Annotated in this window: 24 protein-coding genes; 11 read left to right on the top strand and 13 right to left on the bottom strand. The window is 73.2% G+C overall.

Going from position 1 to position 26,240, the window contains the following annotated elements; all coding sequences use genetic code 11:
• Positions 1 to 55: 55 nt before the first annotated feature.
• Positions 56 to 832: a transcriptional regulator gene (locus tag AB0M28_RS01410; RefSeq protein ID WP_365395813.1), complete on the top strand. Its 777-nt coding sequence runs from the start codon at positions 56 to 58 to the stop codon at positions 830 to 832.
• 14 nt (positions 833 to 846) lie between these two features.
• Here the strand turns inward: AB0M28_RS01410 and AB0M28_RS01405 are convergent, their stop codons facing one another.
• The 7 genes from AB0M28_RS01405 to AB0M28_RS01375 form a co-directional block, all read right to left on the bottom strand.
• Positions 847 to 2,049, bottom strand: coding sequence for a methyltransferase (locus AB0M28_RS01405; protein WP_365395810.1), 1,203 nt, complete (start codon positions 2,047 to 2,049; stop codon positions 847 to 849).
• Positions 2,050 to 2,119: 70 nt separating this feature from the next.
• Positions 2,120 to 3,553: a pyruvate kinase gene (gene pyk, locus AB0M28_RS01400; protein ID WP_365395807.1), complete on the bottom strand. Its 1,434-nt coding sequence runs from the start codon at positions 3,551 to 3,553 to the stop codon at positions 2,120 to 2,122.
• A gap of 139 nt (positions 3,554 to 3,692) precedes the next feature.
• Positions 3,693 to 5,075 (bottom strand): SidA/IucD/PvdA family monooxygenase, encoded by a 1,383-nt coding sequence (locus tag AB0M28_RS01395; protein WP_365395804.1) that lies wholly within the window; start codon positions 5,073 to 5,075, stop codon positions 3,693 to 3,695.
• Positions 5,072 to 6,541 (bottom strand): aminotransferase class V-fold PLP-dependent enzyme, encoded by a 1,470-nt coding sequence (locus AB0M28_RS01390; RefSeq protein WP_365395801.1) that lies wholly within the window; start codon positions 6,539 to 6,541, stop codon positions 5,072 to 5,074. Before AB0M28_RS01390 ends, AB0M28_RS01395 begins: the two co-directional genes overlap by 4 nt.
• Positions 6,542 to 6,681: 140 nt before the next feature.
• Positions 6,682 to 9,180 carry an aminopeptidase N gene (gene pepN / locus AB0M28_RS01385; protein ID WP_365395799.1) on the bottom strand — a complete coding sequence of 833 codons (2,499 nt, stop codon included), beginning with the start codon at positions 9,178 to 9,180 and terminating at the stop codon, positions 6,682 to 6,684.
• Positions 9,181 to 9,273: 93 nt separating this feature from the next.
• The gene (locus AB0M28_RS01380; protein ID WP_365395796.1) at positions 9,274 to 9,546 is read right to left on the bottom strand and encodes a hypothetical protein; all 273 of its coding nucleotides are present in this window, start codon (positions 9,544 to 9,546) and stop codon (positions 9,274 to 9,276) included.
• A 151-nt stretch (positions 9,547 to 9,697) separates the two neighbouring features.
• The gene (locus tag AB0M28_RS01375; RefSeq protein WP_365395793.1) at positions 9,698 to 10,045 is read right to left on the bottom strand and encodes a chorismate mutase; all 348 of its coding nucleotides are present in this window, start codon (positions 10,043 to 10,045) and stop codon (positions 9,698 to 9,700) included.
• Positions 10,046 to 10,145: 100 nt separating this feature from the next.
• On the opposite strand from AB0M28_RS01375, the gene AB0M28_RS01370 reads away from it, so the two are divergent.
• Positions 10,146 to 11,057 (top strand): EamA family transporter, encoded by a 912-nt coding sequence (locus tag AB0M28_RS01370; RefSeq protein ID WP_365396172.1) that lies wholly within the window; start codon positions 10,146 to 10,148, stop codon positions 11,055 to 11,057.
• 42 nt (positions 11,058 to 11,099) lie between these two features.
• Here the strand turns inward: AB0M28_RS01370 and AB0M28_RS01365 are convergent, their stop codons facing one another.
• The 3 genes from AB0M28_RS01365 to AB0M28_RS01355 all read right to left on the bottom strand — a co-directional run bounded on the left by AB0M28_RS01365 (position 11,100) and on the right by AB0M28_RS01355 (position 13,221).
• The gene (locus AB0M28_RS01365; protein ID WP_365395790.1) at positions 11,100 to 11,540 is read right to left on the bottom strand and encodes a type II toxin-antitoxin system VapC family toxin; all 441 of its coding nucleotides are present in this window, start codon (positions 11,538 to 11,540) and stop codon (positions 11,100 to 11,102) included.
• Complete coding sequence (locus AB0M28_RS01360; RefSeq protein ID WP_365395787.1) at positions 11,537 to 11,830, bottom strand: type II toxin-antitoxin system prevent-host-death family antitoxin; 294 nt, start codon at positions 11,828 to 11,830, stop codon at positions 11,537 to 11,539. Before AB0M28_RS01360 ends, AB0M28_RS01365 begins: the two co-directional genes overlap by 4 nt.
• A gap of 551 nt (positions 11,831 to 12,381) precedes the next feature.
• Positions 12,382 to 13,221 carry an arylamine N-acetyltransferase gene (locus AB0M28_RS01355; RefSeq protein ID WP_365395784.1) on the bottom strand — a complete coding sequence of 280 codons (840 nt, stop codon included), beginning with the start codon at positions 13,219 to 13,221 and terminating at the stop codon, positions 12,382 to 12,384.
• A 148-nt stretch (positions 13,222 to 13,369) separates the two neighbouring features.
• Between AB0M28_RS01355 and AB0M28_RS01350 the strand changes: the two genes are divergently transcribed.
• From AB0M28_RS01350 to AB0M28_RS01330, 5 genes are all read left to right on the top strand, one after another.
• Positions 13,370 to 14,287, top strand: a complete 918-nt coding sequence (locus tag AB0M28_RS01350) for an ATP-binding cassette domain-containing protein (RefSeq protein ID WP_365395781.1) — start codon at positions 13,370 to 13,372, stop codon at positions 14,285 to 14,287.
• Positions 14,284 to 15,075 carry an ABC transporter permease gene (locus AB0M28_RS01345; RefSeq protein WP_365395779.1) on the top strand — a complete coding sequence of 264 codons (792 nt, stop codon included), beginning with the start codon at positions 14,284 to 14,286 and terminating at the stop codon, positions 15,073 to 15,075. Before AB0M28_RS01350 ends, AB0M28_RS01345 begins: the two co-directional genes overlap by 4 nt.
• 24 nt (positions 15,076 to 15,099) lie before the next feature.
• Positions 15,100 to 16,443, top strand: coding sequence for a histidine kinase (locus AB0M28_RS01340; RefSeq protein ID WP_365395776.1), 1,344 nt, complete (start codon positions 15,100 to 15,102; stop codon positions 16,441 to 16,443).
• Positions 16,440 to 17,114 (top strand): response regulator transcription factor, encoded by a 675-nt coding sequence (locus AB0M28_RS01335; RefSeq protein WP_365395773.1) that lies wholly within the window; start codon positions 16,440 to 16,442, stop codon positions 17,112 to 17,114. Before AB0M28_RS01340 ends, AB0M28_RS01335 begins: the two co-directional genes overlap by 4 nt.
• Before the next feature lie 130 nt (positions 17,115 to 17,244).
• Positions 17,245 to 18,366 carry a hypothetical protein gene (locus AB0M28_RS01330; RefSeq protein WP_365395770.1) on the top strand — a complete coding sequence of 374 codons (1,122 nt, stop codon included), beginning with the start codon at positions 17,245 to 17,247 and terminating at the stop codon, positions 18,364 to 18,366.
• A gap of 4 nt (positions 18,367 to 18,370) precedes the next feature.
• Here the strand turns inward: AB0M28_RS01330 and AB0M28_RS01325 are convergent, their stop codons facing one another.
• Positions 18,371 to 19,279, bottom strand: coding sequence for an AraC family transcriptional regulator (locus AB0M28_RS01325; protein WP_365395767.1), 909 nt, complete (start codon positions 19,277 to 19,279; stop codon positions 18,371 to 18,373).
• Positions 19,280 to 19,457: 178 nt separating this feature from the next.
• On the opposite strand from AB0M28_RS01325, the gene AB0M28_RS01320 reads away from it, so the two are divergent.
• Together AB0M28_RS01320 and AB0M28_RS01315 are read left to right on the top strand one after the other, a co-directional pair.
• Positions 19,458 to 21,215, top strand: a complete 1,758-nt coding sequence (locus tag AB0M28_RS01320; RefSeq protein WP_365395764.1) for a beta-galactosidase family protein — start codon at positions 19,458 to 19,460, stop codon at positions 21,213 to 21,215.
• Between the two features lie 24 nt (positions 21,216 to 21,239).
• Positions 21,240 to 22,313: a hypothetical protein gene (locus AB0M28_RS01315; RefSeq protein ID WP_365395761.1), complete on the top strand. Its 1,074-nt coding sequence runs from the start codon at positions 21,240 to 21,242 to the stop codon at positions 22,311 to 22,313.
• Positions 22,314 to 22,388: 75 nt separating this feature from the next.
• On the opposite strand, the gene AB0M28_RS01310 is transcribed toward AB0M28_RS01315, so the two are convergent.
• Both AB0M28_RS01310 and AB0M28_RS01305 read right to left on the bottom strand, forming a co-directional pair.
• Positions 22,389 to 23,540 (bottom strand): glycoside hydrolase family 6 protein, encoded by a 1,152-nt coding sequence (locus AB0M28_RS01310; protein WP_365395758.1) that lies wholly within the window; start codon positions 23,538 to 23,540, stop codon positions 22,389 to 22,391.
• 152 nt (positions 23,541 to 23,692) lie between these two features.
• Positions 23,693 to 24,163: a PPOX class F420-dependent oxidoreductase gene (locus AB0M28_RS01305; protein WP_365395755.1), complete on the bottom strand. Its 471-nt coding sequence runs from the start codon at positions 24,161 to 24,163 to the stop codon at positions 23,693 to 23,695.
• Positions 24,164 to 24,303: 140 nt separating this feature from the next.
• Between AB0M28_RS01305 and AB0M28_RS01300 the strand changes: the two genes are divergently transcribed.
• Positions 24,304 to 25,215 carry a hypothetical protein gene (locus AB0M28_RS01300; protein ID WP_365395753.1) on the top strand — a complete coding sequence of 304 codons (912 nt, stop codon included), beginning with the start codon at positions 24,304 to 24,306 and terminating at the stop codon, positions 25,213 to 25,215.
• Positions 25,216 to 25,248: 33 nt separating this feature from the next.
• A complete protein-coding gene (locus tag AB0M28_RS01295; RefSeq protein ID WP_365395750.1) occupies positions 25,249 to 26,157 on the top strand; it encodes a rhomboid family intramembrane serine protease in 909 nt (302 codons plus the stop codon).
• Positions 26,158 to 26,240: the final 83 nt, after the last annotated feature.

Raw genomic sequence — 26,240 nt, 5'->3', positions numbered from 1 at the left:
TGATCGCCGGACGCCCCGGGCCTGTTCTGGCTGACTGTGCGCCAGGCTCGATCCCATGTACGACCTCGAGACGCGCAAGCACGCCCTTGCCCTGGTCGCCCAGGGGCGCAGCCTCAACGCGGTAAGCAAGCAGACCGGGATCTCGCGCTGGTGCCTGCGCAGTTGGCAGAAGCGCATCACACCGCTTCCACGTCTCGTTTCGGAGCCGTGCCCGATATGCGCGCCGGACCATCGCGAACTCGCCGAGGCGCCGTACTCCTACCTGCTCGGCCTCTATCTGGGCGATGGCTGCATCAGCCAGGCTCCGCGCGGGACCGGGACGTATCTGCGCATCGCGTGCACCAAGTCGTGGCCCGGGCTCATCGACGAGTGCAGGCGAGCCATCACCGCGGTATGCCCCGACAGGACGTCGTACATCGTCGAGCGGCCCGGCGACGTCATGGTCACGAGCTACGGCCACCACTGGACGTGCCTGTTCCCGCAGCACGGCCCCGGCCGTAAGCACGAGCGTCGCATCGAACTCGCGCCGTGGCAGCGGAAGATCGTCGACGCCCACCCCTGGGCCTTCATCCGGGGGCTCGTCCACTCCGACGGCTGCCGCATCACCAACTGGGCCACCCGCACCGTGGCCGGGGTGCGGAAGCGGTACGAGTATCCGCGGTACTTCTTCACCAACACGTCCGACGACATCATCCGTCTCTTCACCGACGCCCTCGACAGAGTCGGCGTCGAGTGGAAGCCCGCGAACCAGCGCCGCGACGCGCAGAACGTCTCCGTCGCCAAGCGCGCCTCCGTCGCCCTCATGGACGCCCACGTCGGCCCGAAGTACTGACGTACGGCGGAGCGCTACCGCTTCACCGCCCGGAGGATCACGAACTTCGGGTTGGACGCGACCACCGTGCAGGCGCCGAAGATCCGTTTCAGGGTGACGTGGTAGCCGAGGTGGCGGTTGCCGACGACCAGGAGTTCGCCGCCGGGGCGGAGGGCGCGGTGGGCGTCCTGGAACATGCGGAGCGCCGTGCGGTCCGTCGTGGCCTGGTGGGTGTGGAACGGGGGGTTGTTGAGGATGAGGTCCGCCGAGGCGGGCGGGGCGTCGGCGAGGGCGTCGCCGACCACGAACTCCGCCTTCGCGCCGGCCGGGGCGCTGGCCCGGAACGTCGCCTCCGCCGAGGCGACGGCCTGGTACGACTCGTCGGTGAAGACGACGGACGCGTCGGGGTTCGCGAGCGCCGCCGCCGTACCGACGACGCCGTTGCCGCAGCCGAGGTCGATGACCCGGTCCGGTCCGGTGCGGGCCGGGAGGTGGGTGAGGAGGAAGCGCGTGCCGATGTCGAGGCGGTCGGGGCAGAAGACGCCCGCGTGGTTGACGACGGGGCGGCCGGCGAGGGGTGGGCCGAGGTCGGTCGGGAGGGTGTAGGTGTGCGGCCAGGGGTTCGCGGGGCGGGCGGGCGCGGGGTCGGGGGTGGTGAGGATCAGGCGCGCCTTCTTGGTGGCGAGGGTGGTGCGGGTGGGCCCGACGAGCTGCTCGAAGAGGGTGAGCGTGGAGGTGTGGATCTCCTTGACCATGCCGGTGCCGATGACCACGGAGGACGCGTGGAGGGCGGGGGCGAGGCGGTGGAGCTGGTCCTCGAGGAGCGCGAGGCTCTTGGGTACGCGGACGAGGAGGACGTCGATGCGGTCGGGGGGCGGTTCCTGGGTGGTGAGGAGGCGCACGGGGTCGGCCGTCAGGCCGTTGCGGTCGAGGTTCGCGCGCGTGGCCTGCTGCGTGAGCCGGCTGTCGCTGATCTGGGTGGGGGCGTACGCGGCCAGGGAGGCGGTGAGGGCGCCCCACCGGTCGCCGAGGATGACGACGCGCTGCCCGTGCAGGTCGGCGGGGAGGCGCGGGCGGTAGGCGGCGCCGGCCGGTCCGGTGACGTCCTCGGGGGTGTCGCCGCCGAGGTAGCGCAGCAGGTATTCGTCTGCCGCGTCCCATGCCCGCAGGGGGTCGCGGGGGTCCGGTGGGTACCGGGTGAGGTCGAGGGAGCCGTGGGGGGTGCTGAGGCGGTTCATCGCGGGCCACGGTATCGGAGCGGGGCATGCGGTGCCCCCGCGCCGTCCGGCGGCGCAGGGGCGGGTGGGCTCAGTGGGGGCTGTCGTCCTCGCCGATGTGGTGGACGCGGACGAGGTTGGTGGAGCCGGGTACGCCGGGCGGGGAGCCGGCGGTGATGACGACGACGTCGCCCTTGCGGCAGCGTCCGATGCGGAGCAGCTGTTCGTCGACCTGGGCGACCATTTCGTCGGTCGTCTGGACCATGGGGCCGAGGAAGGTCTCGACTCCCCAGGTCAGGTTGAGCTGGGAGCGGGTGGCGTGGATGGGGGTGAAGGCGAGTACGGGAATCGGGGAGCGGTAGCGGCTGAGGCGTCGCACGGTGTCGCCGGAGTGGGTGAAGGCGACGAGGTACTTGGCGTGGAGGAAGTCCCCGATCTCGGCGGCGGCGCGGGCGACGGCGCCGCCCTGGGTGCGGGGTTTGCTGCGCTCGGTGAGGGGCGGGAGGCCCTTGGCGAGGAGGTCTTCCTCGGCGGCTTCGACGATGCGGCTCATGGTCTTGACCGTCTGGACGGGGTACTTGCCGACGCTGGTCTCGCCGGAGAGCATCACGGCGTCGGTGCCGTCCATGACGGCGTTGGCGACGTCGGAGGCCTCGGCGCGGGTGGGGCGGGAGGCGTCGATCATCGAGTCGAGCATCTGGGTGGCGACGATGACGGGTTTGGCGTTGCGCTTGGCGAGTTTGACGGCGCGCTTCTGGACGATGGGGACCTGTTCGAGCGGCATTTCGACGCCGAGGTCGCCGCGGGCGACCATGAGGCCGTCGAAGGCGTCGACGATGCCTTCGAGGTTGTCGACCGCCTGGGGTTTCTCGATCTTCGCGATGACGGGGAGGCGGCGGCCTTCCTCGTCCATGATGCGGTGGACGTCGCGGATGTCCGTGGCGTTGCGTACGAAGGACAGGGCGATGATGTCGACGCCGGTGCGCAGGGCCCAGCGGAGGTCTTCCTGGTCCTTCTCGGAGAGGGCGGGGACGGAGACGGAGACGCCGGGGAGGTTCAGCCCCTTGTTGTCCGAGACCATGCCGCCTTCGATGACCATGGTGTGGACGCGGGGGCCGTCGACGGAGGTGACTTCGAGGGTGACGCGGCCGTCGTCGACGAGGATGCGCTCGCCGCGGGTCACGTCGGCGGCGAGTCCCTTGTACGTCGTACCGCAGACGGCGCGGTCGCCTTCGACCTCGTCGACGGTGATGGTGAATTCGTCGCCGCGTTCGAGAAGTACAGGGCCTTCGCGGAAGGTGCCGAGGCGGATCTTCGGGCCTTGAAGGTCGGCGAGGATGCCGACGCTGCGTCCGGTCTCGTCCGATGCTTTGCGCACGTGCGCGTAGCGTTCCTCGTGGTCGGCGTAGGAGCCGTGGCTGAGGTTGAGGCGGGCTACGTCCATTCCGGCTTCGACCAGTGCCTTGATCTGGTCGTACGAGTCGGTGGCGGGCCCCAGGGTGCAGACGATTTTCGCTCGGCGCATGGATTCGACTCTATGACTTACCCGCCGGTAGAGAACTGTGGACGGTCTACTGCCCAACGACATTTGCATGAAAGGGTATTGACAAACAGTAAAACGTGCAGAGGCGTGCTCGATTGAGCAGGTGCGGGCCGGCGGGAATTCATCGCGCCGCCTGTGCCGCCGGTGTGCGCGGGGCGCCGCGTTCGGGCCGTTTGAGGCCGAAGGTGGTGAACGCGGTCCGGGTGGGCAGCGGGTAGTGCGGGGTGCCGGTGACGTGGTTGAGGATGTGGGCGCTGCGGTGGGCGGCGAGCCCCAGGTCGGGGGTGCCGACGCCGTGGGTGTGGCGTTCGGCGTTCTGGACGTAGATGCCGCCGGTGACGGCGGGGTCGAGGACGACGCGGTGGTCGGCGTCGATGTGCGGGCGGCCGGCGCTGTCGCGGTGGAGCAGGGGCTCCAGGGAGTCGAGGAGCTGGTCGAGGGGGCGTTCGCGGTAGCCGGTGGCGAGGACGACGGCGTCAGTCTGGAGGCGGTCGCGGTGTGACTGCTGCTGGTGCTCCAGATGGAGTTCGATCTTCCCGGCGCCGATCCGGCCGGCGGTGCGGACGGTGACGCCGGGGGTGAGGACGGCGTCGGGCCAGCCGCCGTCCATGGTGCGGCGGTACAGCTCGTCGTGGATGGCGTGGATGGTGTCGTGGTCGATGCCCTTGTAGAGCTGCCACTGGTGGGGGACGAGGTCGTCGCGGACGCCTTCGGGGAGGGCGTGGAAGTAGCGGATGTAGTCGGGGGTGAAGTGTTCGAGGCCGAGTTTGCTGTATTCCATGGGCGCGAAGGCGGGGGTGCGGGCGAGCCAGTGGAGTTTCTCGGCGCCGGCGGGGCGGGCGCGCAGCAGGTCGAGGAAGACCTCGGCGCCGGACTGGCCGGAGCCGATGACGGTGATGTGCTCGCAGCCGAGGAGGCGTTCGCGGTGGGTGAGGTAGTCGGCGGAGTGGATGACGGGGAGGGCGGGGGCGGCGGCCAGGGGGCGCAGGGGTTCGGGGATCCAGGGTTCGGTGCCGATGCCGAGGACGAGGTTGCGGGCGCTGACGCGGCCGAGGGCCTCGGCCTCGCCGTACTCGTCGAGCTGGGTGAAGTCGGCTTCGAAGAGCCCTTGTTCGGCGTTCCAGCGGACGGCGTCGGCCTGGTGGCCGAAGTGGAGGCCGGGGAGCTGTTCGCTGACCCAGCGGCAGTACGCGTCGAACTCGGCGCGGTGGGTGTGCAGCCGTTCGGCGAAGTAGAAGGGGAAGAGGCGGTCGCGGCTGCGGAGGTAGTTGAGGAAGGTCCAGGGGCTGGTGGGGTCGGCGAGGGTGACGAGGTCGGCGAGGAAGGGCACTTGGAGGGTGGTGCCGTCCATGAGGAGCCCGGGGTGCCAGCTGAAGCGGGGGCGCTGGTCGTAGAAGGCGGTGGTGAGGCCGTCGATGCCGTGGGCGAGGGCGGCGAGGGAGAGGTTGAAGGGCCCGATGCCGATGCCGACGAGGTCGAGGGGCCGGTCGTGCGTGGGGGTCATCGGGTGGGGCTGCCTTCCTTGGCTCGGGGCGTGTGGACGGTACGGGGCTGCTCGTCGGTTCGGGTTGCTCCGGCGGTGCGGGCCGTGGCCCGGTCCCGTACGAGGGTGAGCAGGTCGTCCAGCGCTCCGGGGGTGATGTGGGGGTTGAGCAGGGTGGCTTTGAGCCAGAGGCGGCCGGCGGCTGGGGCGCGGCCGAGGACGGCGCGGCCGTCGGTGATGAGTTCGCGGCGGATCGCGGCGACGTCCTCGTCGTCGGCTCGTACGGGCCGGAAGAGCACCGTGGTGAGGGTGGGCTGGGCGTACAGCTCGAGTTCGGGGTCGTCGTCGACGAGGGCGGCGAGGTGGTGGGCGGCGGCGACGGTGGCCTCGATGAGTTCGGCGAGGCCGGCGCGGCCGAGTGCCTTGAGGGTGACGGCGATCTTGAACGCGTCGGGGCGGCGGGTGGTGCGCAGGGAGCGGCCGAGGAGGTCGGGCAGTCCGGCGTCGGTGTCGTCGGCGGCGTTGAGGTAGTCGGCGCGCCAGTCGAGCGGGGCGAGGTCGGCGCGGTCGCGTACGGCGAGGATGCCGGCGGCGGCGGGCTGCCAGCCGAGTTTGTGCAGGTCGAGGGTGACGGTGTGGGCCTGTTCGAGTCCTTCGACGAGGTGGGCCAGCCGGGGTGCGAGGCGCAGCGGTCCGGCGTAGGCGGCGTCGATGTGCAGCCGGGCGCCGCGCTCGGCGCTGACGGCGGCGAGCGCGGGCAGCGGGTCGATGGCGCCGGTGTCGGTGGTGCCGGCGGTGGCGACGACGAGGGCGGGGCCGCCGGTCAGGGCCAGCACGGCGTCGACGGCGGCGGGGTCGAGCACGCCGTCGGGGGTGGGCAGCACGGTGGGGGTGCGCATGCCGAGGAGCCAGGCGCTGCGCGTGATGCTGTGGTGGGCGTTGGCGCCGCACACGAGGTGCGCGCCGGGGCCGAGGTGTTCGCGGGCGAGGAGCAGCGCGAGCTGGTTGGCCTCGGTGCCGCCGGTGGTGAACAGGGCGTCGGCGTCGGCGCCGGGGTGGATCTCGGCGGCGAGCGTCCGGGCGAGGAGTGCCTCCAGCTCGGTGGCCGCGGGCGCCTGGTCCCACGAGTCGAGGGAGGGGTTGAGCGCCGCGGCGGCCAGCTCCGCCGCGGCGGCGAGGGCGAGCGGCGGGGTGTGCAGATGGGCGGCGCAGTGGGGTTCGGCGGGGTCGGCGGCGCCGGCGGCGAGCGCGGTGGTGAGGGTGCGCAGGGCGGCGTGGGCGCCTTCGCCCCGGTACGGCAGCAGGGTGCCGACCGCGTCGCGCAGCTGCCGGGCGACGGTCTCGGGTCCGCCGGCGGGCAGCGGGCCGCCCCGTTCGCGGGCGCCGTCGGCGAGGGCGTCGAGGGCGGTGTCGGTGAGGGGCCGCAGGGCACGCGGACCTGCGGGGCCGCCTGCGAGCGCGGCGGCCCCGGGATCGTGTGCGGACATGCGGGCTCCTCCGGAGGATCGGGAGGGCCCAACTTACTTGCGGTTCGGGCGATCTATGCGCCTGTGCGACAGAGTTCGCCCGTACGTGGGACGGTGTGCGGTTCGCGGGGCGGCACGGCCTCCCCGCGAACCGCGCGCCTCTACCGCTGGGCTTCGCGCACCCGCAGCGCGCGGCGGAGGTCGTCGAGCTGGTCGACGAGCCTGCGGCGCAGGGCCGGGATGAGGCCGTCGCCGGCCAGGGCCTCGTCCCCGGTGCGCAGGGCGTCGGCGTCGGCGACGAGCGCGGGGAAGGCGTAACGGCCGGCGGCGTCGGCCATGGCGGGGCCGCGGCGTTCGCCGAGGGCGGCGGCGTCGGTGAAGTAGCGCGGCACGTAGGCCCGTACGAGCTCTTCCTGCTCGGGCTGCCAGAAGCCCTGGGCGGTGGCGGTGAACAGGTAGTTCGACAGGGCGTCCGCCTCGCCGAACATGGCCTCCCACGCTTCGGCCTTGGCCTCGGCGGACGGCAGCGCGGCGCGGCAGCGGGCTGCGCCCTCCTGGCCGGTGGCGCTGGGGTCGGCGGCGAGTTCGGCGTCGATCCGCGCGGGGGTGACGGCGCCGAGGACCGACAGCCGCTGAAGGGCGCGCCAGCGCAGTTCGGGGTCGAGTTCCGGGCCGCCGGGGACGGTGCCGGCTTCGAGCCACGCGGTCAGCTCGCCGGGTTCGACGGCGCAGTCGATGAGGGTGCGTACGGCGGTGAGGCGCAGGCCCGGGTCGGCGTTGTCGTCCGTGCGGGCGAGCAGGGCGGCGGCGAGGGCGCCGAGGGTGCGCAGCGCGGCGTCGCGGTCGGCGGGCGGCAGGTAGCGGTCGGCGACCTGGGTGCGGGCGAAGGCGAGGACGCCCTGGATGACGGCGAGGTCGCTCTCGTGCGGCAGCTGGGAGGCGGCGGCCTCGAGGTAGGCGGCGGGCGGCAGTTCGCCGTCGCGGACCATGTCGCGGGCGGCGTTCCACACCACGGCGCGGGACAGGGCGTCGGGCAGCTTCGACAGGGAGCGCTGGACGGTCTCCCAGGACTCGGCGTCCAGGCGGATCTTGGCGTAGGTGAGGTCGCCGTCGTTGAGCAGCACCAGCGAGGGGCGGCTGCCCGGGTGGGCCTTCTGCGCCCCGCGGGGCTGCGGGATCTCCTCGGTGAAGCGTTCGCGCAGGGTCAGCCCGTCGTCGGTGTTGTCGTACGCGGCGACGGCGATGTGGTGCGGGCGCGAGCCCTCGTGGCGGACGGCGAGGGACCAGAAGCCGCCGGACTCCTGGACGTCGGGGGTGAGGGTGTCCACTCCCGTCGTGCGCAGCCAGTCGTCCGCCCAGGCGGGGACGTCGCGGCCGGAGGCGCGGGCCATGGAGTCGATGAAGTCGGCGAGGGTGGCGTTGGCGAACTTGTGCCGGGCGAAGTGGTCGTTGATGCCGGCGAGGAAGTCCTTCTCGCCGAGCCAGGCGACGAGCTGGCGCAGGGCGCTGGCGCCCTTGGCGTAGGAGATGCCGTCGAAGTTGAGCAGGGCGGCGTCGCCGTCGGGGACGTCGTCGGGGGCGACGGGGTGGGTGGAGGGGCGCTGGTCGGCGTCGTAGCCCCAGCCCTTGCGGCCGATGGCGAAGTCCGTCCACGTCTCGGTGAAGCGGGTGCACTCGGTGAGGGTCTGGTAGCCCATGTACTCGGCGAAGGACTCGTTCAGCCAGATGTCGTCCCACCACTTGAGGGTGACCAGGTCGCCGAACCACATGTGGGCCATCTCGTGCGCGATGACCATGGCGCGGACCTGGCGCTCGGTGTCGGTGACGGCGGAGCGGTAGACGAACTCGTCGCGGAAGGTGACCAGGCCCGGGTTCTCCATGGCGCCGGCGTTGAACTCGGGGACGAACGCCTGGTCGTAGGAGTCGAAGGGGTAGGGCTCCTCGAACTTCTCGTGGTAGCGGTCGAAGCAGTCGGTCGTGATGCCGAAGATCTCGTCGGCGTCGCGGTCGAGGTGCGGCGCGAGGGACTGGCGGCAGTGGATGCCGAAGGGGAGCCCGGCGTGCTCGCGGGAGAGCGAGTGCCAGGGGCCGGCGGCGACGGCGACGAGGTAGGTGGAGATCACCGGGGTGGTGGCGATCGTCCAGCGGCCGGGTTCGCCGGCGCGGGTCGCGATGCCGTTGCCGAGGACGGTCCACGCCTCGGGGGCGGTGACGGTGACGTCGAAGACGGCCTTCAGGTCGGGCTGGTCGAAGGCGGCGTAGACGCGCTGGACGTCGTCGAGGAAGAGCTGGGTGTAGAGGTACACCTCGCCGTCGGCGGGGTCGGTGAAGCGGTGCATGCCCTCGCCGGTGTGCGAGTAGGCCATGTCGGCCTCGACGCGCAGTTCGTGCTCGCCCTCGGTGAGGGTGAGGGGGAGGCGGTTGTCGTCCAGGGCGGCGGGGTCGAGTTCGGTGCCGTCGAGCCGCGCGCGGCGCAGGGTGTGGGGCTTCAGCTCGACGAAGGTGTCGGCGGCCTCCCGCGCGGTGAACCGGATCACGGTCGTGGAGCCGAAGACCTCCTCGCCGCTTGCGTGGGGGGTGAGGTCCAGGTCGATGGTGTAGTGCTGGACGTCGAGGAGCTGAGCTCTGGTCTGCGCTTCGTCGCGCGTCAGTGCGGGCATGGGGACATGCTGCCTCATGCGCGGCGGCGTGCGCAGGGGGGTCCCCGAGCCTGGTCGGACGAGGTGGCCGGGCCCGGTGTCGGCGGGTCGCGGTCACACGGATACGACGCCGGGGCCGGTCCAGGTGGGGGCTACGCCGGGGCCCGCCCACGCCTGTACGACGCCGGGGCCGGTCCACGTCGGTGCGACGCCCGGGCCCGCCCACGCCTGTACGACGCCGGGGCCGGTCCACGTCGGGGCTACGCCCGGGCCGGACCACGCCTGGGCGGTGCCCGAGCCGGTCCATGTGGGCGTGAAGGCCAGGGCGGCGGCCGCCGCGGTGGGGACGGCGAGGGCGGCGGCGATGCGGCGGATGCGTGCGTTCATGGGTCTTCCTCTCCTCGGATCCACCGGGTGGTGGCTCTGTACGGGAGGAGACGGGGCCCGAGTTGCTTCCGGTTGTGGAGGAAACGGGTGGAACCGGTGAACACCGGCCCGCGACCCGCCAATTCCTGCTATACCGCCACGAAACCGACGCTCAGGCCCGCGCCGCGGGCGCTTCCCCGCCGCTGGCGATCGTCTCGTGGTGGCGGATCACCTCGGCGATGATGAAGTTGAGGAACTTCTCCGCGAACGCCGGATCCAGCTTCGCGTTCGCCGCGAGCTCCCGCAGCCGTTCGATCTGCCGCGCCTCGCGGGCGGGGTCGGCGGGCGGCAGCCGGTGCGCGGCCTTGAGCCGGCCGACCTGCTGTGTGGCCTTGAAGCGCTCCGCGAGCATGTGGATGACGGCGGCGTCGATGTTGTCGATGCTGTCGCGCAGCCGGATCAGCTCGGCCCGTACGCCGTCGTCGTCCAGCCCGTCCAGGGCCGCGGGGTTCTCGGTCACGCAGGCCACCGTAACAAAGCGTTCGGGCTTGTCAGAGGCAGCGGATACGGTGGCTCACATGGTGGACGGATCAGGTGTCAGAGGTGCGGACCGGACGGCGATGGCCGCCGCGTCGGTCACGGTCGTGCTGTGGGCTTCGGCCTTCGTGTCGATCCGCGACGCGGGCGCGCACTACAGCCCGGGGGCGCTCGCCCTGGGCCGGCTGCTCGCGGGGTCGGTGGCGCTGGGGCTGCTGCTGCTCATACGCCGGGAGGGGCTGCCGCCGCGCGCGGCGTGGCCGGGGATCGCGGTGTCGGGGGCGCTGTGGTTCGGGGTGTACATGGTGGCCCTGAACTGGGGTGAGCAGAAGGTCGACGCGGGCACGGCGGCGCTGGTGGTGAACGTCGGGCCGATCCTGATCGCGCTGCTGGGCGGCTGGCTGCTCAAGGAGGGCTTCCCGCCGATGCTGATGGCCGGGATGGGGGTGTCGTTCGCGGGGGCGGTGGTCGTGGGGCTGTCGATGTCGGACGGCGGTTCGTCGTCGGTGCTCGGGGTGGTGCTGTGCCTCGTCGCGGCGGCGACGTACGCGGCGGGGGTCGTGGGGCAGAAGCCGGCGCTGCGGTACGCGTCGCCGCTGCAGGTGACGGCGTACGGCTGCATGGTGGGCGCGGTGCTGTGCCTGCCGTTCGCGGGGCAGCTGGCGTCGGAGCTGGGCGAGGCGCCCGCCTCCGCGACGCTGAACATGCTCTACCTCGGGATCTTCCCGACCGCGCTGGCGTTCACGACCTGGGCGTACGCGCTGGCGCGGACGACGGCGGGGAAGATGGGCGCGACGACGTACGCGGTGCCGGCGCTGGTGGTCCTGATGTCGTGGCTGGCGCTGGACGAGGTGCCCGGCTGGCTGACCCTGCTGGGCGGCGTGCTCTGCCTGGCCGGCGTGGCCGTGTCGCGCCGCGGCGGCATACGCCGGCGCCCGCAGGTGGCGGCGGTGGTCGACGCGCCGGCGCAGACGGCGACGGAGGACGCGCGGTGACGCCGGCACGCGGGCGGGGGCGTACGGAGGGAGGCCGGCCGGTCAGACCGGCTGGTCGTTCTTCTCGAGCCAGAACTCGATGTCGGATCCTGGGGCCTTCACCGGCATGCCCCGCACGTGCCCGGCGCGTGCGAGCCTGCGGTCGTAGGTGACGAAAGCAGTGAGGGCGTGCTCCAGGTACTCCGCGCTCGCCAGTTGAATGGCGTCGAGGCTGCGCAGATGACGGAGGGGAAGCGTCCCGGCCGTCCGGAGGATGGGATCGGTGATCCGGATCCGCAGCACCCGGTCCAGCAGTTCGTCGGCGGCATCGCCGACTTCCGGGTCCGCGGCGGCCCTGATCAGCGTTCGGGCGATCTCGGTCTGCGCCAGCGCTGACGTCGCATGGCCCTCAGCCGCGCGGGCAGACAGGAACGCGCGCAGTGCCGGGGTCTCCGTCTCGGGAAGCAGCAGCTTGACGAGTGCGCACGAGCCGAGGTAGATCAACGCTCCTCTTCCTCACGCATCGCCAGGAGCACGTCGGAAAGCCTTGCGGGTGTGTCCCGCGCCGCCAACGGCTGCCAGTCGGCCAGGCCGCGCGCAGCCGCGGCGTTCTCGGCATCCACGGTGCCGGTCCGGACCAGGTCCTCCATCACCCGCTGCTCCGGCTCGGGCGGCACCAGCACCATGATCAGACGTCCGTTGCGGGTGACCTCCACACGCTCGCCCGCTGCCACCCGGTCAGCGATCTCACTCGCGTGCTGCTGCAACTGCCTGATGGGCACTCTCGTCGTCATACCTCCACGCTAGAACGACGCGTGCGGCGCTTGCCAGGAACGTGCGTCACCTTCGCTCGGACGAAGTACGGTCGCCGCCACACCCGGCCCCGGCACCCTGGTCCCACCCGCGTATCCCCCTGGGTAACACCCCCTCCCCCGGATCCCGTCCGCCGGCGGACGATCGGCGCACACGCGGTCCCTAGCGGCAAAGACATGACGATCGAAGCCGCGGGCTTCGTCGGGTGCCGCTGCCGGCTGCCGGTGCTGTGGACGAAGACGGCGGCGATAGGCGCGGCGGCGATGCTGTCGCTGACGGCGCTGCTGGGCCTGGGCCTGGGCGCGCTGCTGCGCAGCACGCCCGCGGCGATCGGCACGTTCGTCGGCGTGGTGATGATCCTTCCGCAGCTGGCACGGCTCATTCCGTACGAGCTGACCCTGCTGGGCGGCGCCCTGTGCCTGGCCTGTGTGGCCGTGTCGCGTCGCGGCGCGGCGGCCTTCGGGCCGGGCTCGCAGCGACCTCTGAACGGAGGGTTGCGTGGCTGCCAGCCGTGCCGGACCCGCGGCAGCCCTCACGCCCGCCCCCCGGCCTCCCACTCCTCGTGCGCGGCGCGGACCTTGTGCCACAGCCGCGTGCGCTCGGCCGCGTCGACGTCGCCGAGGTCCAGCCCGAACAGGCCGGTGAGTGCGGCGTACCATTCGTCGGCCGTCTGAAGGATCTGTTCGGCGGTGCCCGCCTCGTCGATGCGGCGCAGGACGCAGCCCCTCAGGACGTCCACGCCCTTCGCGTCGCGGCGCTGGGCGGTCAGCACCCGGACGAAGCCGGAGTCGGGGGACGTGGACAGGCGGGCATGCTCCGCGGTGAAGGAGGGCAGGTCCACGGGATCCGGCGCGAAGTCCATGGCCGTGAACGAGCCGCGGGGGTCGTGGATCAGGCGCCAGCCGCCGGGGGCCGCCACCGAGTGCGTCAGCCCGTACGTGAACGGCCCCTGGATGTGGCTGCCTTCGCGCAGCGGCAGCGGCTCGTGCAGGCCGTCCCCCAGGCCGGTGTCCACCAGCCACCGCTCATCGCCGAGCCGTACGGTGAGCGCGAGGTGGTTGCCCGTGGCCCCGGCGGGAGCGTCCGCGGTGGACTGCACGCCTGCCCGGTGCCGGGTCACGTCGAAGCCGAGGGCCGACAGCAGCGCGCCGAAGGCGCCGTTGAGGTGGAAGCAGTAGCCGCCCCGCCCACGCACGATGCGCGCCACGGACTCGTCGGCGCCTATGCCCGTAGGCCGTCCCAGGTGGATGTCGAGGCACTCGTAGGCGACGCGTTCCACCTGCGCCCGGTGCAGGGCGTGCAGCGCCCCGGCGCTGGGCGCGGACGGCCGGGCGACACCCAGCACGGCCAGATACCCGTCGACGTCGATCATGTTCCCCCCTGGCGATCACGGCGGACGCCCAGCGTAGCCGTGCCGTACCGCCGTCCCATCCCCCCGTCCTCCCCTGGTACTACCCCCTCCCCCGGATGCCGTCCGCGGGCGGACGATCGGCGCACACGCGATCCCTAGCGTCGAAGGCATGACGATCGAAGCCCGCGGGCTCACCAAGAGGTACGGCGACAAGGTCGCCGTCGACGATCTGACGTTCACCGTCCGGCCGGGCACCGTGACCGGGTTCCTCGGGCCCAACGGGGCCGGGAAGTCCACCACGATGCGGCTCGTCCTCGGGCTGGACACCCCCACATCCGGCAGCGTGACCGTGGGCGGCAGGCCGTACGCCGCGCACCGGGCGCCGCTGTGCGAGGTCGGGGCGCTGCTGGAGGCGCGGTCGGTGCACACGGGGCGTACGGCGTACCGGCATCTGCTGGCGCTGGCGCAGACCCACGGCATCCCACGCCACCGGGTCGAGGAGGTCATCGAGGCCGTCGGCCTGACGGAGGTGGCGCGGCGGCGCGCCGGGGGGTTCTCGCTGGGCATGGGGCAGCGCCTGGGCATCGCCGCCGCGCTGCTCGGCGATCCGGCGACGCTGATCCTGGACGAGCCGGTCAACGGCCTCGACCCGGAGGGCGTGCTGTGGATCCGTACGATGCTGCGGCGGATGGCGGCGGAGGGCCGGACCGTGTTCGTCTCGTCGCATCTGATGAGCGAGATGGCGCTGACCGCCGAGCATCTGATCATCGTCGGCCGGGGGCGGCTGCTCGCGGACACGACCGTGGAGGAGTTCGTCGCCTCCGCCGGCCGCGACGAGGTCACCCTGCGCTCCCCGCAGACCGGCCGGCTGGCCGAGCTGCTCCGCGGGCCCGGGGTACGGATCACGAGCACCGGTCCGGGCGCGCTCACCGTCACCGGCACCACCCCGGAGGACATCGGCCTGACGGCCGCCGCCCACGGCGTGCCCGTCTTCGAACTCACCCCGCACCGCGTCTCCCTGGAGGAGGCGTTCATGGACCTGACCCGCGAGAGCGTCGAGTACCACGCCCAGGAGGTGGCGGCATGACCACGATCACCGCGATCGGTACGACCCCCCGGCACCGGATCTCCGCCTCCGGGGTGCTCCGCTCGGAGTGGACGAAGCTGTGGTCGCTCCGCTCGACCTGGTACTCCCTCGCCTCGGTCGCCGTCCTGACACTGGGCCTCGGCCTGGTCATCGGCGCCACCTACGAGGACAGCCCCGAGCTCGACGATCCCGTGCTGGTCACCCTGTTCGGCCTGCAGTTCGGGCAGATGATGGTGGCCGTGCTGGGCGTGCTGGCGACGGCCGGCGAGTGGTCGACGGGCATGGCGCGCGCCAGCTTCGCCGCGGTGCCGCGCCGGCTGCCGGTGCTGTGGGCGAAGGCGGCGGTGCTGGGCGCGGCGGTCTTCGCGGTGGGGCTGGTGACGGCGTTCGTGACGTTCCCGGTGGCGCAGCAGCTGCTGGCGGGCACGCAGTTGGAGGCGGCGCTGGGTGACGACGGTGTGGTGCGCGGGCTGTTCGGCGCGGCCGCGATGCTGTCGCTGACGGCGCTGCTGGGCCTGGGCCTGGGCGCGCTGCTGCGCAGCACGCCCGCGGCGATCGGCACGTTCGTCGGCGTGGTGATGATCCTTCCGCAGGTGGCGCGGCTCATTCCGTACGACTGGGTGGACACGGCCATGAAGTACACCCCGCTGAACGCCACCGACGCGCTCATCTCCGCCTCCCCCGCACACGGTTCGCCGACGCCCCTGGGCGCGCTGATCACACTCCTCGCCTGGGCGGGCGCCGTGCTGGCGGGGGCGGCGGTGCGGCTCGTACGCAGTGACGTGTGAGCGGGCAGCGGCCACCATGGACGGATGGACGACGCGATGAGCGCGCAGGGCGGCGGGCGTTCCCCTCTCGACGGCCCTCGGCTGTCCGGGCCGGGGGCGCCGCCGTCCGGCACGCAGCGGCTGCACGCGGCGACGCAGCGGGTGCGGGCGTTCGACGCCCGGCGGCCGCTGCTGTGGGACGTGCTGCTCACGGCCGTGGTGGCGCTGCCCGGGTTCGGCCAGCTCGTCGACGGCGACGCGCGCGGCCGGGATCCGGCCGGGGCCGCCGAACCGGCCTCCATGCCGCTGGCCTGGGCCGTGCTGGCGGGGCTGGTGCTGCCGCTGCTGTGGCGGCGGCGGTATCCGTTCGCGGTGTATCTCGTGATCTCCGCGACGCTGGTCGTCCACGACGTGTACGGGCTGAAGATCTCGTCCCTGGTCGCCATCGGGATCGCGCTGTACAACGTGGCGCTGCGGCAGTCGCTGGCGCGGCTGGGCTGGGCGTTCGCGGTGATCGCCGGTACGGCGGCGATCCTGGTCGGGGTGCAGGGGGCGGACGACTTCTGGCGGGACTACACCCCGGTCGTCGCGGTCGCCGGGTGTATCGCGATGACGGGCGTCACCGCCCGGATCCGCCGCGAGTTCGTCGCCTCCCTCGTGGAGCGGGCGGAGCGGCTGGAGGTCGAGCGCGACCAGCGCGCCCGGCTGGCCGCGGCGGCCGAACGGGCCCGGATCGCCCGGGAGATGCACGACATCGTCGCGCACAACCTGTCCGTGATCGTCGGCCTGGCCGACGGCGGCGCGTACGCGGCGGCCCGCTCCCCCGAGCGCCCCGCGCAGGCGCTGACCGCGATCTCCGCCACGGGCCGCGAGGCGCTCGGCGAACTGCGCCGGCTGCTGGGCGTGCTGCGCGCCCCCGAGCAGGAGGCCCTCGGGCAGGAGGCCCTCGAACTGGCGCCGCAGCCGGGCCTGGCGGAGCTGGAGCCGCTGCTGGACCGGGTCCGCGCGGCGGGGCTGCCCGTGGTGTGCACGGTGCGGGGCGAGCCGGCCGGGCTGTCCGAGGGGCGGCAGCTGACGGTGTTCCGGGTCGTCCAGGAGGCGCTGACGAACACGCTGAAGCACGCGGGCCCGGGGGCCCGGGCGGAGGTGGACCTCACGGTGGACGGCGGTGGGGTACGGGTGCGGGTGTCGGACACCGGCGGCGGGCGGACGCCGGCCGCTCCCCCGGACGCCGGGCAGGGCATTCACGGGATGCGGGAGCGGGTGGCGATGTACGGCGGTACGCTCACCGCCCGGGCGGCGGACGGCGGCTGGCGCGTACGGGCCGAGATCCCGGCGGCGGCTGCCGCGGAAGGGGAGCCCGCGGGGCGGCCGGAGGTCCGGGCATGACGTCGGTGCTGATCGTGGACGATCACGCCATGCAGCGTTTCGGGTTCCGGATGCTGTTGGAGAGCCAGGACGACATGTCGGTCGCCGGCGAGGCGTGCAACGGCTCCGAGGCGGTGCGGCTGGCCGCCGAACTGCGGCCGGACGTCGTGCTGATGGACGTGCGGATGCCGGGGCTCGACGGCATCGAGGCCACCCGCCGGATCACGGCGGCGGGCGAGCGCACCCGGGTGCTGATCCTCACCACCTTCGACCTGGACGAGTACGCGTTCACCGGGCTGCGGGCCGGGGCGAGCGGCTTCCTCGTCAAGGACGCGCTGCCGGAGGAGCTGCTGTCGGGCATCCGGGCGGTGGCGTCCGGGGACGCGGTGGTCGCTCCCGCTCTGACCCGGCGGCTGATCGCGCGGTACGCCCACCTCCTGCCGTCCGGCGGCCCGTCGGACGACGCCCGGCGCCCGGACGCGCGCCTCGGGGTGCTCACGGATCGGGAGCGCGAGGTGCTCCAGGCCATCGCCCGCGGCTGGACGAACGGGGAGATCGCGGAGCGCTTCCACCTCGCGGAGTCGACGGTGAAGACGCATGTGGGCCGGATCCTGGCGAAGATCGACGCCCGGGACCGCGTACAGGCGGTGATCTTCGCGTACGACACGGGGCTGGTGTCTCCGTCGGGTTGACGGCGCACCCCCGGACGCGGGGCGGACCGGCGGCGCGCCCGCCGGGATGCGGCCCTCGGCCGGGCGGGTACAACCCGACTGCCGTGGCGGGCGTCTACTCCCAGTGGCAGAGCGAACCAGGAGGTGCGGGGTGGACTGGGTGACCGGCGGGGCGCTGATGCTCGGCCTGCTCCTGCTGCGGGTGCCGGTCACCGGCGCCGCGAACTGGCTGTCCGGGTCCCGGGTGTACGGGATCAGTATGGGATCCGGCCCCCCGCTGTGGCGCAGGACCGGGCCCGGGGTGATGGTCACGGTGCGGCTGCTCCCGTACGGGGGCCGTGTGCGGGCGCTGGTGCCCCGCGAGCCGGGGTTTACGCACATGGCCCTGGCCAAGGGCGGGGTGGAGCTGGGCACGCTGCTCGCCGCCGGCGCCGTCCTCGCGGTCACCCAGGAGGGCGCGGTCCGTGTGGCCCTGCTGGCCTTCGTGGGCGTCGAGGTCGCCGTGGCGCTGCTGCTCACGCCGGGGCGGAACCTTCTGCGCTTGCTCCTGCAGGTGCTGCGCCACGGTGCGGCGTCCCCTGCCGGTCCCGAGGAGACAGGGCTGCGCCGGTCGCGCGCCGCCATGGAGGCCCTGAACCACGGTGAACTCGGCCCCGCGCGGGAACTGCCCGACGACCAGGAGACGGCAGAGCCCGCGCTGCTTCGCCTGGACGCGTACGTGCACGGTCTGTTCGCCGAGGCGGGTCGGCCTTACGAGAACGCGCTCGCCCAGGCCGGGGAGTCCCCTGCCGACGCGGAGCGGCGTTCCTATCTGCGCGACTGCCGTGTGCAGGCCGCCCGTTACGCGCTGTGCGCCGCCGAGGCGGGACAGCGCCCCGTCGCCGAGGCACGGCAGCTCGCCGACACGGCACAGCAGGAGCTGCCGCCCGCCCTCATGCTGGACGCCGTCCGGGAGCTCGATCGGATCACGGCCCACAGCCTCGCCCTCGGCGGCAATCCGAGGGCCGCCGTCCGCGCCGCCCGGCGGAGGGTCCGCGCCGCGGACACCCGGCTGGACCTGGCCGACGCCTACTGCACCCTGGCCCTGGCCCTGGACCGGGCGGGCGACCGGCAGGCCAGCGAGCGGGCGCTGCTGGAGGCGCAGCACGTCCTGCCCTGGTTCGCCCGCATCCGCAGCCTGCGGGGCCGGCGGGACAGAGCGCCGCGCACGGCCCCGGCACCGCACCCGCAAGCACCCCCGGACACCGCACCGCAGCCCCCGCCGGGCGGGTGACCGCTCACTCGCTGTGCGCCCGCCCGCCCGGCGTCCGCGTGATGAGCGGCGGATCGTCCGGATCCGGGATGGTGTCCGACCATCCCCCCGGCACCGCCCGCCCCTGCTGCTCGCGGAAGCGCACCGGCGGGACGCCGACGCGGCGGGTGAAGAGGCGGGAGAAGTACGCCGGGTCGTCGTAGCCGACGCGGCGGGCCACCGCCGCGACGGGGAGTTCCGTCGCCGCGAGGAGTTCCTTGGCCCGGCTGAGGCGGATGCCCAGGAGGTAGTCCTTCGGGCTGCACCCCGCGCCGCGCCGTACCGCCGTGCGCAGTTCGGCGGGTGTCATGCCGTGCCGGGCGGCGTGCTCGGCCACCGACAGGGGCTGGAACGCGTCGCGGGCGAGCGCCGTGAGGACCGGGTCGCCGTCGGGCGCCATGTCGGCGCGGGCGCGGCGCAGCGCGACGAGCAGTTCGTGCACGGCGGCGGACGTCTCGACCTCCAGCAGCGGGTTGCCGCGCCGCGCGGCCCGCGCGATCCGCCCGACGGCGGCCCGGGCCGCGACCGTGTCGGCCAGCGGCACCACCGGCCGCTCGGGGTCGATCAGCCCCAGCTCGGTGTACGCGGCGACGGCAGACCCGGTGAAGTCGACGAACGCCTCGTCCCAGCCGGTCTGCGGATCGGGCCCGTAGTGGTGCACGACGCCGGGCAGCAGCCACAGCAGCGCCGGCGCCTGCACGGTGATCCGCCGGCCCTCGGCGGTCCGGTACCAGCCGCTGCCGCTGCTGATCACGACCGCGACATGGTGGTCCAGCGTGCGCGGTCCGACGACGGGCAGCGTCCCGTACTGCAGTCCCACGCCCAGGCAGACCAGGCCGAGCCGGTGGTGCACCGGTCCGGGCGAGAAATAGCGCATCCACGTGTGGTACGTCATCGCGTCGTCTCACCCGCCCTTCCGCCGCCATCCTGCACGCCCGCACGCCGAGCCGGAAACCCCAGGTCCCCGACGCGTTTGCGTCCAACCGGGCCGCATCTTTGTCCATGGACCGCGCCGCAACCCGTAGGCGAGAGTAATTGATCACGGGGAACGGAAGAGGATCTGCGGGGCGAGAGTGGCTGAGTTCGCAATCACTGATGAGGCATTCGTCCTGGATGGCAGGCCGGTACGGCTTCTGTCCGGTGCCATGCACTATTTCCGGGTTCCGGAGGAGCACTGGCCGCACCGGCTGCGGATGCTCCGCGCGATGGGCCTGAACTGCGTGGAGACGTACGTCGCCTGGAATCTGCACGAGCCGCGGCCCGGCGGTTACCGGGACGTCGCGGCGCTCGGCCGCTTCCTGGACGCGGCGCATGCCGAGGGGCTCATGGCGATCGTCCGCCCGGGCCCGTACATCTGTGCCGAATGGGAGAACGGCGGGCTGCCGCACTGGCTGACCGGCCCGCTGGGGCGGCGCGTGCGCACCCGCGACACGGAGTACCTGGCGGCGGTCGACGCCTGGTTCGACGCGCTGCTCCCCCAGGTCGTGGAGCGCCAGGCAGACCGCGGCGGCCCCGTGATCATGGTGCAGGCCGAGAACGAGTACGGCTCGTACGGCAGCGACGACGTCTATCTGCGCCACCTCGCCGACGGGCTGCGGGCCCGCGGCTTCACCGTCCCGCTGTTCACCTCGGACGGCCACGACGACCACATGCTCACCGGCGGCTCCGTGCCCGGCCTGCTGGCCACGGCGAACTTCGGCTCCGGCGCCCGCGCGGCCTTCGAGGTGCTGCGCCGGCACCAGCCGCGGGGACCGCTGATGTGCATGGAGTTCTGGTGCGGCTGGTTCTCGCACTGGGGTGACTCCGAGGAGGTCGTACGGGACGCGGACAGCGCCGCCGGGGCGCTGCGCGAGATCCTGGAGTGCGGCGCGTCGGTCAACATCTACATGGCGCACGGCGGTACGAACTTCGCCGGCTGGTCCGGCGCCAACCGCGCCGGGCACGACCACCGCGGCGCGCTGCAGCCGGACATCACGTCGTACGACTACGACGCGCCCGTCGACGAGTTCGGCCGCCCGACGCCGAAGTTCTGGGCGTTCCGCGAGATCCTCGCCGGGTACGCGGACGGGCCGCTGCCCGACGTACCGCCGGCCCCGCCCGCGCTGACGGAGCCGGCCGAGACGGTCCTCGGGCGCTGGGCGCCGCTGGACGCCGTGCTGGACACCCTCGGCGGCGAGGAGCGTACGACGGCCGTCCCGCCCACCTTGGAGGAACTGGACGTGGACCGGGGCCTGGCCCGCTACCGGTGGACGGTGCCGGGTCCGCGCCGGCCGTACGAGCTGAAGGTCAGCGGTCTGCTGGACCTCGCGGAGGCTTACGTCGACGGCGAGCACCGCGGCACGCTGACCACGGAGGAGGCCGTGATCGGCGAGGTGCCGGGTCCGGCCGAGGTCGAGCTGTGGACGGAGTCCCTGGGCCGGGTCAACTACGGCCCCCGCACGGGCGAGCCGAAGGGCGTCACCGGCGGGCTGATGCACGAGCGGCAGTTCGTGCACGGCGTGCGCTCCACGCCGCTGCGCCTGGACGCCTTCGACGACGCGGACGCGGTGGCGAAGCTGCCGCTGGGTCCGTCCGGTACGGCGGAGGCGCGGGGCTTCTACCAGGGCACCCTGGAGCTGGCCGCCCCCGGGGACGCGGTGCTCGAACTGCCCGACGGCAGGCGGGGCTTCGTCTGGGTGAACGGCTTCTGCCTGGGCCGCTACTGGTCCGCGGGCCCGCAGACCCGGCTGTACGTCCCGGGGCCGGTGCTGCGGGAGGGCGGCAACGAGGTGTGGGTGCTGGAACTGTCCGGCTCCACGGCACCGCGCGTGCGGGTGGCTCCGCTGCCGTAGGGCCGCCCCTCTAGGGTGGCGGCCATGACCCGGACCACCCCGCCGCGCCCGCTCGACGTCGAGGCGCTCTTCCCCGAACTGTCCGCGTACCGGGGTACGACGACCCGCCTGCACCCGCGCCCCGGGAGCCCGGGCGTCGGGGACAGCTCGGTGGGCGGGCCGCTGCTGTGGCCCGCCGACGAGCCGTGGCCGGTGTGCGTGGAGCCGCACAAGCGCCGCACCGGACGGCGCATCGAGGACGTCCACCGGGCGCGGCGGGCCCTGGCCGAGGCGCACGAGCGCGGGATCACGGACGAGGACCGGGCGCTGCTGAAGGAACTGGAGCGCCCGCACCGCCTGGACGGACCCGCCGACACCGACCCGCTGCCGATGCTCGCCGTAGCCCAGCTCTACCGGCGGGACCTGCCCGATCTGGCCGAGGGCCCGGACGGCTGCGATCTCCTGCAGGTCTTCTGGTGCCCCTTCGACGCGCACGGGCCGACCCGCTACGGCATGTCGGTGCACCTGCGCTGGCGGCGCTCGGCGGAGGTCGGCGAGGTGCTGCCGCAGCCGCCGCGGCCGCCGGTCGTCGGTTACGACGGGTACGTGGCGGAGCCCTGCGTACTGCATCCGGAGCGGGTGGTGACGTATCCGTTCGCGGGAGAGCTGCCCGAGGAGCTGTGCGAGCGGATCTACGCGTGGGAGGAGGAGCTGGAGGAGGCTCAGGACGAGGCGTTCGAGGAGCCGCAGGGGTCGTACGACTCGTACGAGGACTACGCGGCCGCCATGTCCGAGGCGAAGCGGCCGGACCCGCCGGGGTACCAGTACGACCTGTCCATCCCGCCCGGCTGGCGCGTCGGCGGCTACGCGTCCTGGCATTCCACGGATCCGTCCCGGATGGACTGCGCGTCCTGCGCCACGCCCATGCGGCTGCTGCTGACAGTCGACAGCACGGAATGGGACGGCGGCAGCGGCAGCTGGCGGCCCGTGGAGGAGGACGGGCTGCCCGCACGCCGGCACGCCTCACCGACGCACGTCGTCGTGGGCAACTGGGGCGAGCTGAACGTCTTCTCCTGCCCGGCGGATCCGGCGCATCCGCACCGCTGGAGCATCCAGTAGGGCGTGTCCGGAGGGCCGGGCGGTGTCCGCCCGGCCCTCCGGCCCCCCGATCGCCCCCAGGGGGAGGTCTGCGGGTCAGCCGATCGGCGGGCTGGCGAACCGGACCAGTTCCAGGGCCTGTTCCGGGAACCACTGGCCGGCCGCCGGGTCGACCATGCCGCGCTCGGGGTCCTCGGGACCGGCCGTACCGCGCAGGCAGCGGCCGTCGGACTCGCCGGGGATCTTGATCCAGAGCTTGGCGTCGTGCAGCGCGCTGCCCGTGTCGGCCGTCGGGCGGGCGCCCAGGCCCCGGTCGGGCGGGTTGCACCAGTCCTCGGCGTTCGTGTACTTGCCGGCGGGCGGGGTCCAGGGGCCCTGGCCGTTGCGGCTGGAGTCGGTGACGAAGTGCGCCATGTCCGCGGGGTCGGCGTGCACGTTGGCGTCGATCCACCCCTGGGCGTCGGCACGCGGCCACCACTGGTTGGGGCAGGCCGCGGGGTCGCCGCCGGCGGCGGCGTAGGCGACGCAGGAGGAGATGAGAGTGCCGTACCAGGCGCCTGCGTCGTCGGTCTGGTAGTTGGAGGTGTTGGTGTAGAAGCCGGTCGCGCGCTCGACGCCGCCTCGGATCAGGCGGGGCACGATGCTGTTGACGCTGTGCCAGTTGGGGTGGCCGGTGTCGAGGTAGACGCGGGTCGCCGCGAGCGGTTCGAGCTTGCCGACGGCGTAGTCGACCTCGGCGAAGCGGGCGGCGGTCAGGGTCTGCTGCGCGTCGTCCTGCCCGCAGTCGGCCGGGGTGAGGGCGAGGGAGTCGGGCTCCAGGATCACCAGGGCGGGCCGGGAGCCGATCCCGGCGGCGACGGCGTCGATCCAGGCGGTGTACTCGGCGGTGTCGGCCGCCCCGCCGGCGGAGTAGTTGGCGCAGTCGCGCCCCGGCACGTTGTACAGGGCGAGCACGGGCAGCGTGCCCTTGCGCGCGGCGTCGCGGGTGGTGGCGGCCACGGCCCGGCGGACCTCGGCCGGGGTCTGGTCGCCGTACCAGACTGCCTGCGGGGTACGGACCATGGCGGCGATCTTCGACGCGTCGGCGAGGTCGCCCTGCCGCAGCAGCCCGGCTATCTGCCGGTACGCGTCGGGGTTGGCGGGCGGGACGTAGAACCCGCCCGCGGAGTGGGCGTCGACGGTGGGTACCGCGAGGGTGAGGCCGAGTGCTGCGGCGGCGGTGAGGAGTGCGCGTATCCGGGGTCTCATGGGAGCGCTCCCAATCATGGACGGCGGTGTGCGGGTGACTGAGCATCCAGGAATTTGACGCAAAGCGTCGCGCAGGAGACGTAGTGCGTCAAGAGGTCGAACAGGAAAGGGTGTTGGAGCGCTCCCGCACCCTCAGCCGACGCCCGCCCGACTCAGTCGCCCTCGGCCAGCCGCGCCGGGAAGCCGCCCGTGGCGACCGGGCCCCAGCGCTCCGGGGTGATGCGGATCAGGGACTTGCCCTGTTTGAGCATCGCGGCGCGGTACTCCGCCCAGTCGGGGTGCTCGCCCGCGATGTTGCGGTAGTACTCGACGAACGGCTCCACGTCGTCGGCCGCGTCGACCACGTCCGCGACGCCGTCGACCTGCACCCACGGGCCGTTCCACTCGTCGGACAGCACGATGATGCCCACCCGCGGGTCGCGGCGGGCGTTGCGGGTCTTGGCGCGCTCCGGGTACGTCGAGACGACGATCCGGCCGGAGTCGTCCACGCCGCAGGTCAGCGGGGATCCCTGGGCGGAGCCGTCGGCACGGCGGGTGAGGAGGATGCCGCGGTGGCGGGGGCGGACGAAGTCGAGCAGCTCGTCCAGTCCCACCCGGGTGTTCGTGGCGATATGGGGGCTCATACCGGCCGAGCCTACGTCGTACGGCGGCCAACCCGGCAGGGGCACCGCCCGCGACCGGCGGGACCGTACGACGGGACCGGTCACCGCCGCCCCGGCCCCCCGTACCCTGGAGCTCAAGGGCGTCGATCCTGGGGGTGGCCGTGGACCACGACATCGAGCACGGCTTCCCGCACCTGCCCACCGTGCACCGGGCGCTCACGGCCCTGTACAGACGGCTCGAGTCCGGCACCCTGCACCGCGACCACCCGCTCAGCGTGACCGCGGGCGATGTCGCGTTCTCGGACGCCGACGACCTCTATCTGGGCGTGCAGCGGGTCGCCCGCGTCATGGTGCAGCAGCTGCGGCTGCCGGACGCCCGGATGATCGTCAGCTTCCGCGAGATGACGCACGCCGCGAGCGTGGAGCTGGCCGCCGGCCCGGAGTACTTCATCGAGCTGAACACCCGCTTCCGCCACCACCGCCGCGACATCGGCGCCGCCCTGGCCCACGAGGTCACGCACGTCTGGCTGCACCGGCTGGGCCTGGCCTTCGAGGGCACCCGCGACAACGAGATCCTCACCGACACCGCCGCCGCGTACCTCGGCGCGGGCTGGCTGCTGCTCGACGCGTACCGGGAGAGCCAGGGCACCTCGCAGAAGCTGGGCTATCTGACACCCGAGGAGTACGGCTACGTCGTCGCCAAGCGCGCGCTCGCCTTCGGGGAGAGCCCGGAGACGTGGTTCACCAGCCCGCAGGGCTACACCGCCTACACCCGGGGCCTGGCCCGCGCCCGCCGCGACGCGGAGCGGCCGCCGCTGGCCGCGGGCGGCTGGGCGGGGCGGCGGCGCTACGCGCGCGACCGGCGGCACGCGCGGGAGCTGTTCGCCGGGGCGGGCGGCGGCGTCGCGACGACCACCTCGGCACCCGAGGACGGATACGCCTTCGAAGGGCGTTCCCCCCTGCGCGTATCCTTCCCGTGCCCCGTGTGCCACCAGCGCATCAGGGTCCCGGTGCAGGGACGGGTGCGGGCACGGTGCACGCTGTGCCGCACGGTACTGGACTGCGACACCTGAGCGGCGAGACGACCCAAAGGAGCCGGTTCGACGATGGAAGCCAGCAGCACGCCCACCCCCGAGGACGGCCAGGCGGCACCGCCGGTCTGCTACCGGCACCCGGGGCGGGAGACCCATGTCCGGTGCACGCGCTGCGACCGCTACATCTGCCCCGACTGCATGCGCTCGGCGGCGGTCGGCTTCCAGTGCCCGGAGTGCGTGAACGAGGGCAACCGGGAGGTGCGGCACGCGCAGACGGCGTTCGGGGCGACGATCCGGCAGAACTTCGTGCCGTGGGTGACGTACACGCTGATCGCGCTGAACGTCCTCGTCTACATCGCGGAGATCGCCGGGGGCGACGAGTTCGTCTACCGGTTCGCCGACTGGGGCGGGGTGCGCGAGTACGCGGGCGGCTTCCAGATCGTCGACCCGTCCGACGGCATCGTCAACGGCGAGTGGTACCGGATGATCACCGGCGCCTTCCTGCACGCGCAGCCCGGTGAGGGCATCAGCGTCCTGCACATCCTGTTCAACATGTACATGCTGTGGATGCTGGGGCGCGTGGTGGAGCAGGGGCTCGGGCACCTGCGCTTCGTGGTGCTGTACGTCGTCGCCGCCCTCGGCGGCTCGGTGGTGCCGTACATCGTCTCGCCCGAGGTGTTCACCTACGGCGCCTCCGGCGCGATCTTCGGCCTCATCGGCGCGTACTACCTGATGACCCGGCGCGTCGGCCGCCCGGACACCCAGTTCCTGGTGACGGGCCTGGTCTGGCTGGTGATCTCGGCGGGCTTCGCCTCCTGGGAGGGCCACCTCGGCGGCCTGCTGGCCGGCAGCGCGGTGGCGTACGCCTACGCCTACACCCCGCAGCAGCACCGCAAGGTGCTGCACATCGCCGGGCCCGCGCTGGTCCTGGTGGCGATCGTCGTCGCGACGATGGCGAAGACGGCGGCGCTGACGCCGTAGGACGCCTCCCCGCGCCGCAAGAACACGAAGGCCCTCGCACACGGAGTGTGCGAGGGCCTTTCGCGACCCGCGTGATACGGGCG

This window comes from Streptomyces sp. NPDC051940, assembly GCF_040680895.1.
GTDB lineage: Bacteria > Actinomycetota > Actinomycetes > Streptomycetales > Streptomycetaceae > Streptomyces.
This window is presented reverse-complemented; position numbering and strand designations above follow the sequence as displayed.

Coding starts and splice junctions, on each gene's coding strand:
- AB0M28_RS01410 (WP_365395813.1), top strand. CDS start 56: ATGTACGACCTCGAGACGCGCAAGCACGCCCTTGCCCTGGTCGCCCAG.
- AB0M28_RS01405 (WP_365395810.1), bottom strand. CDS start 2,049: ATGAACCGCCTCAGCACCCCCCACGGCTCCCTCGACCTCACCCGGTAC.
- pyk (WP_365395807.1), bottom strand. CDS start 3,553: ATGCGCCGAGCGAAAATCGTCTGCACCCTGGGGCCCGCCACCGACTCG.
- AB0M28_RS01395 (WP_365395804.1), bottom strand. CDS start 5,075: ATGACCCCCACGCACGACCGGCCCCTCGACCTCGTCGGCATCGGCATC.
- AB0M28_RS01390 (WP_365395801.1), bottom strand. CDS start 6,541: ATGTCCGCACACGATCCCGGGGCCGCCGCGCTCGCAGGCGGCCCCGCA.
- pepN (WP_365395799.1), bottom strand. CDS start 9,180: ATGCCCGCACTGACGCGCGACGAAGCGCAGACCAGAGCTCAGCTCCTC.
- AB0M28_RS01380 (WP_365395796.1), bottom strand. CDS start 9,546: ATGAACGCACGCATCCGCCGCATCGCCGCCGCCCTCGCCGTCCCCACC.
- AB0M28_RS01370 (WP_365396172.1), top strand. CDS start 10,146: ATGGCCGCCGCGTCGGTCACGGTCGTGCTGTGGGCTTCGGCCTTCGTG.
- AB0M28_RS01360 (WP_365395787.1), bottom strand. CDS start 11,830: ATGACGACGAGAGTGCCCATCAGGCAGTTGCAGCAGCACGCGAGTGAG.
- AB0M28_RS01355 (WP_365395784.1), bottom strand. CDS start 13,221: ATGATCGACGTCGACGGGTATCTGGCCGTGCTGGGTGTCGCCCGGCCG.
- AB0M28_RS01350 (WP_365395781.1), top strand. CDS start 13,370: ATGACGATCGAAGCCCGCGGGCTCACCAAGAGGTACGGCGACAAGGTC.
- AB0M28_RS01345 (WP_365395779.1), top strand. CDS start 14,284: ATGACCACGATCACCGCGATCGGTACGACCCCCCGGCACCGGATCTCC.
- AB0M28_RS01340 (WP_365395776.1), top strand. CDS start 15,100: ATGGACGACGCGATGAGCGCGCAGGGCGGCGGGCGTTCCCCTCTCGAC.
- AB0M28_RS01335 (WP_365395773.1), top strand. CDS start 16,440: ATGACGTCGGTGCTGATCGTGGACGATCACGCCATGCAGCGTTTCGGG.
- AB0M28_RS01325 (WP_365395767.1), bottom strand. CDS start 19,279: ATGACGTACCACACGTGGATGCGCTATTTCTCGCCCGGACCGGTGCAC.
- AB0M28_RS01315 (WP_365395761.1), top strand. CDS start 21,240: ATGACCCGGACCACCCCGCCGCGCCCGCTCGACGTCGAGGCGCTCTTC.
- AB0M28_RS01310 (WP_365395758.1), bottom strand. CDS start 23,540: ATGAGACCCCGGATACGCGCACTCCTCACCGCCGCCGCAGCACTCGGC.
- AB0M28_RS01305 (WP_365395755.1), bottom strand. CDS start 24,163: ATGAGCCCCCATATCGCCACGAACACCCGGGTGGGACTGGACGAGCTG.
- AB0M28_RS01295 (WP_365395750.1), top strand. CDS start 25,249: ATGGAAGCCAGCAGCACGCCCACCCCCGAGGACGGCCAGGCGGCACCG.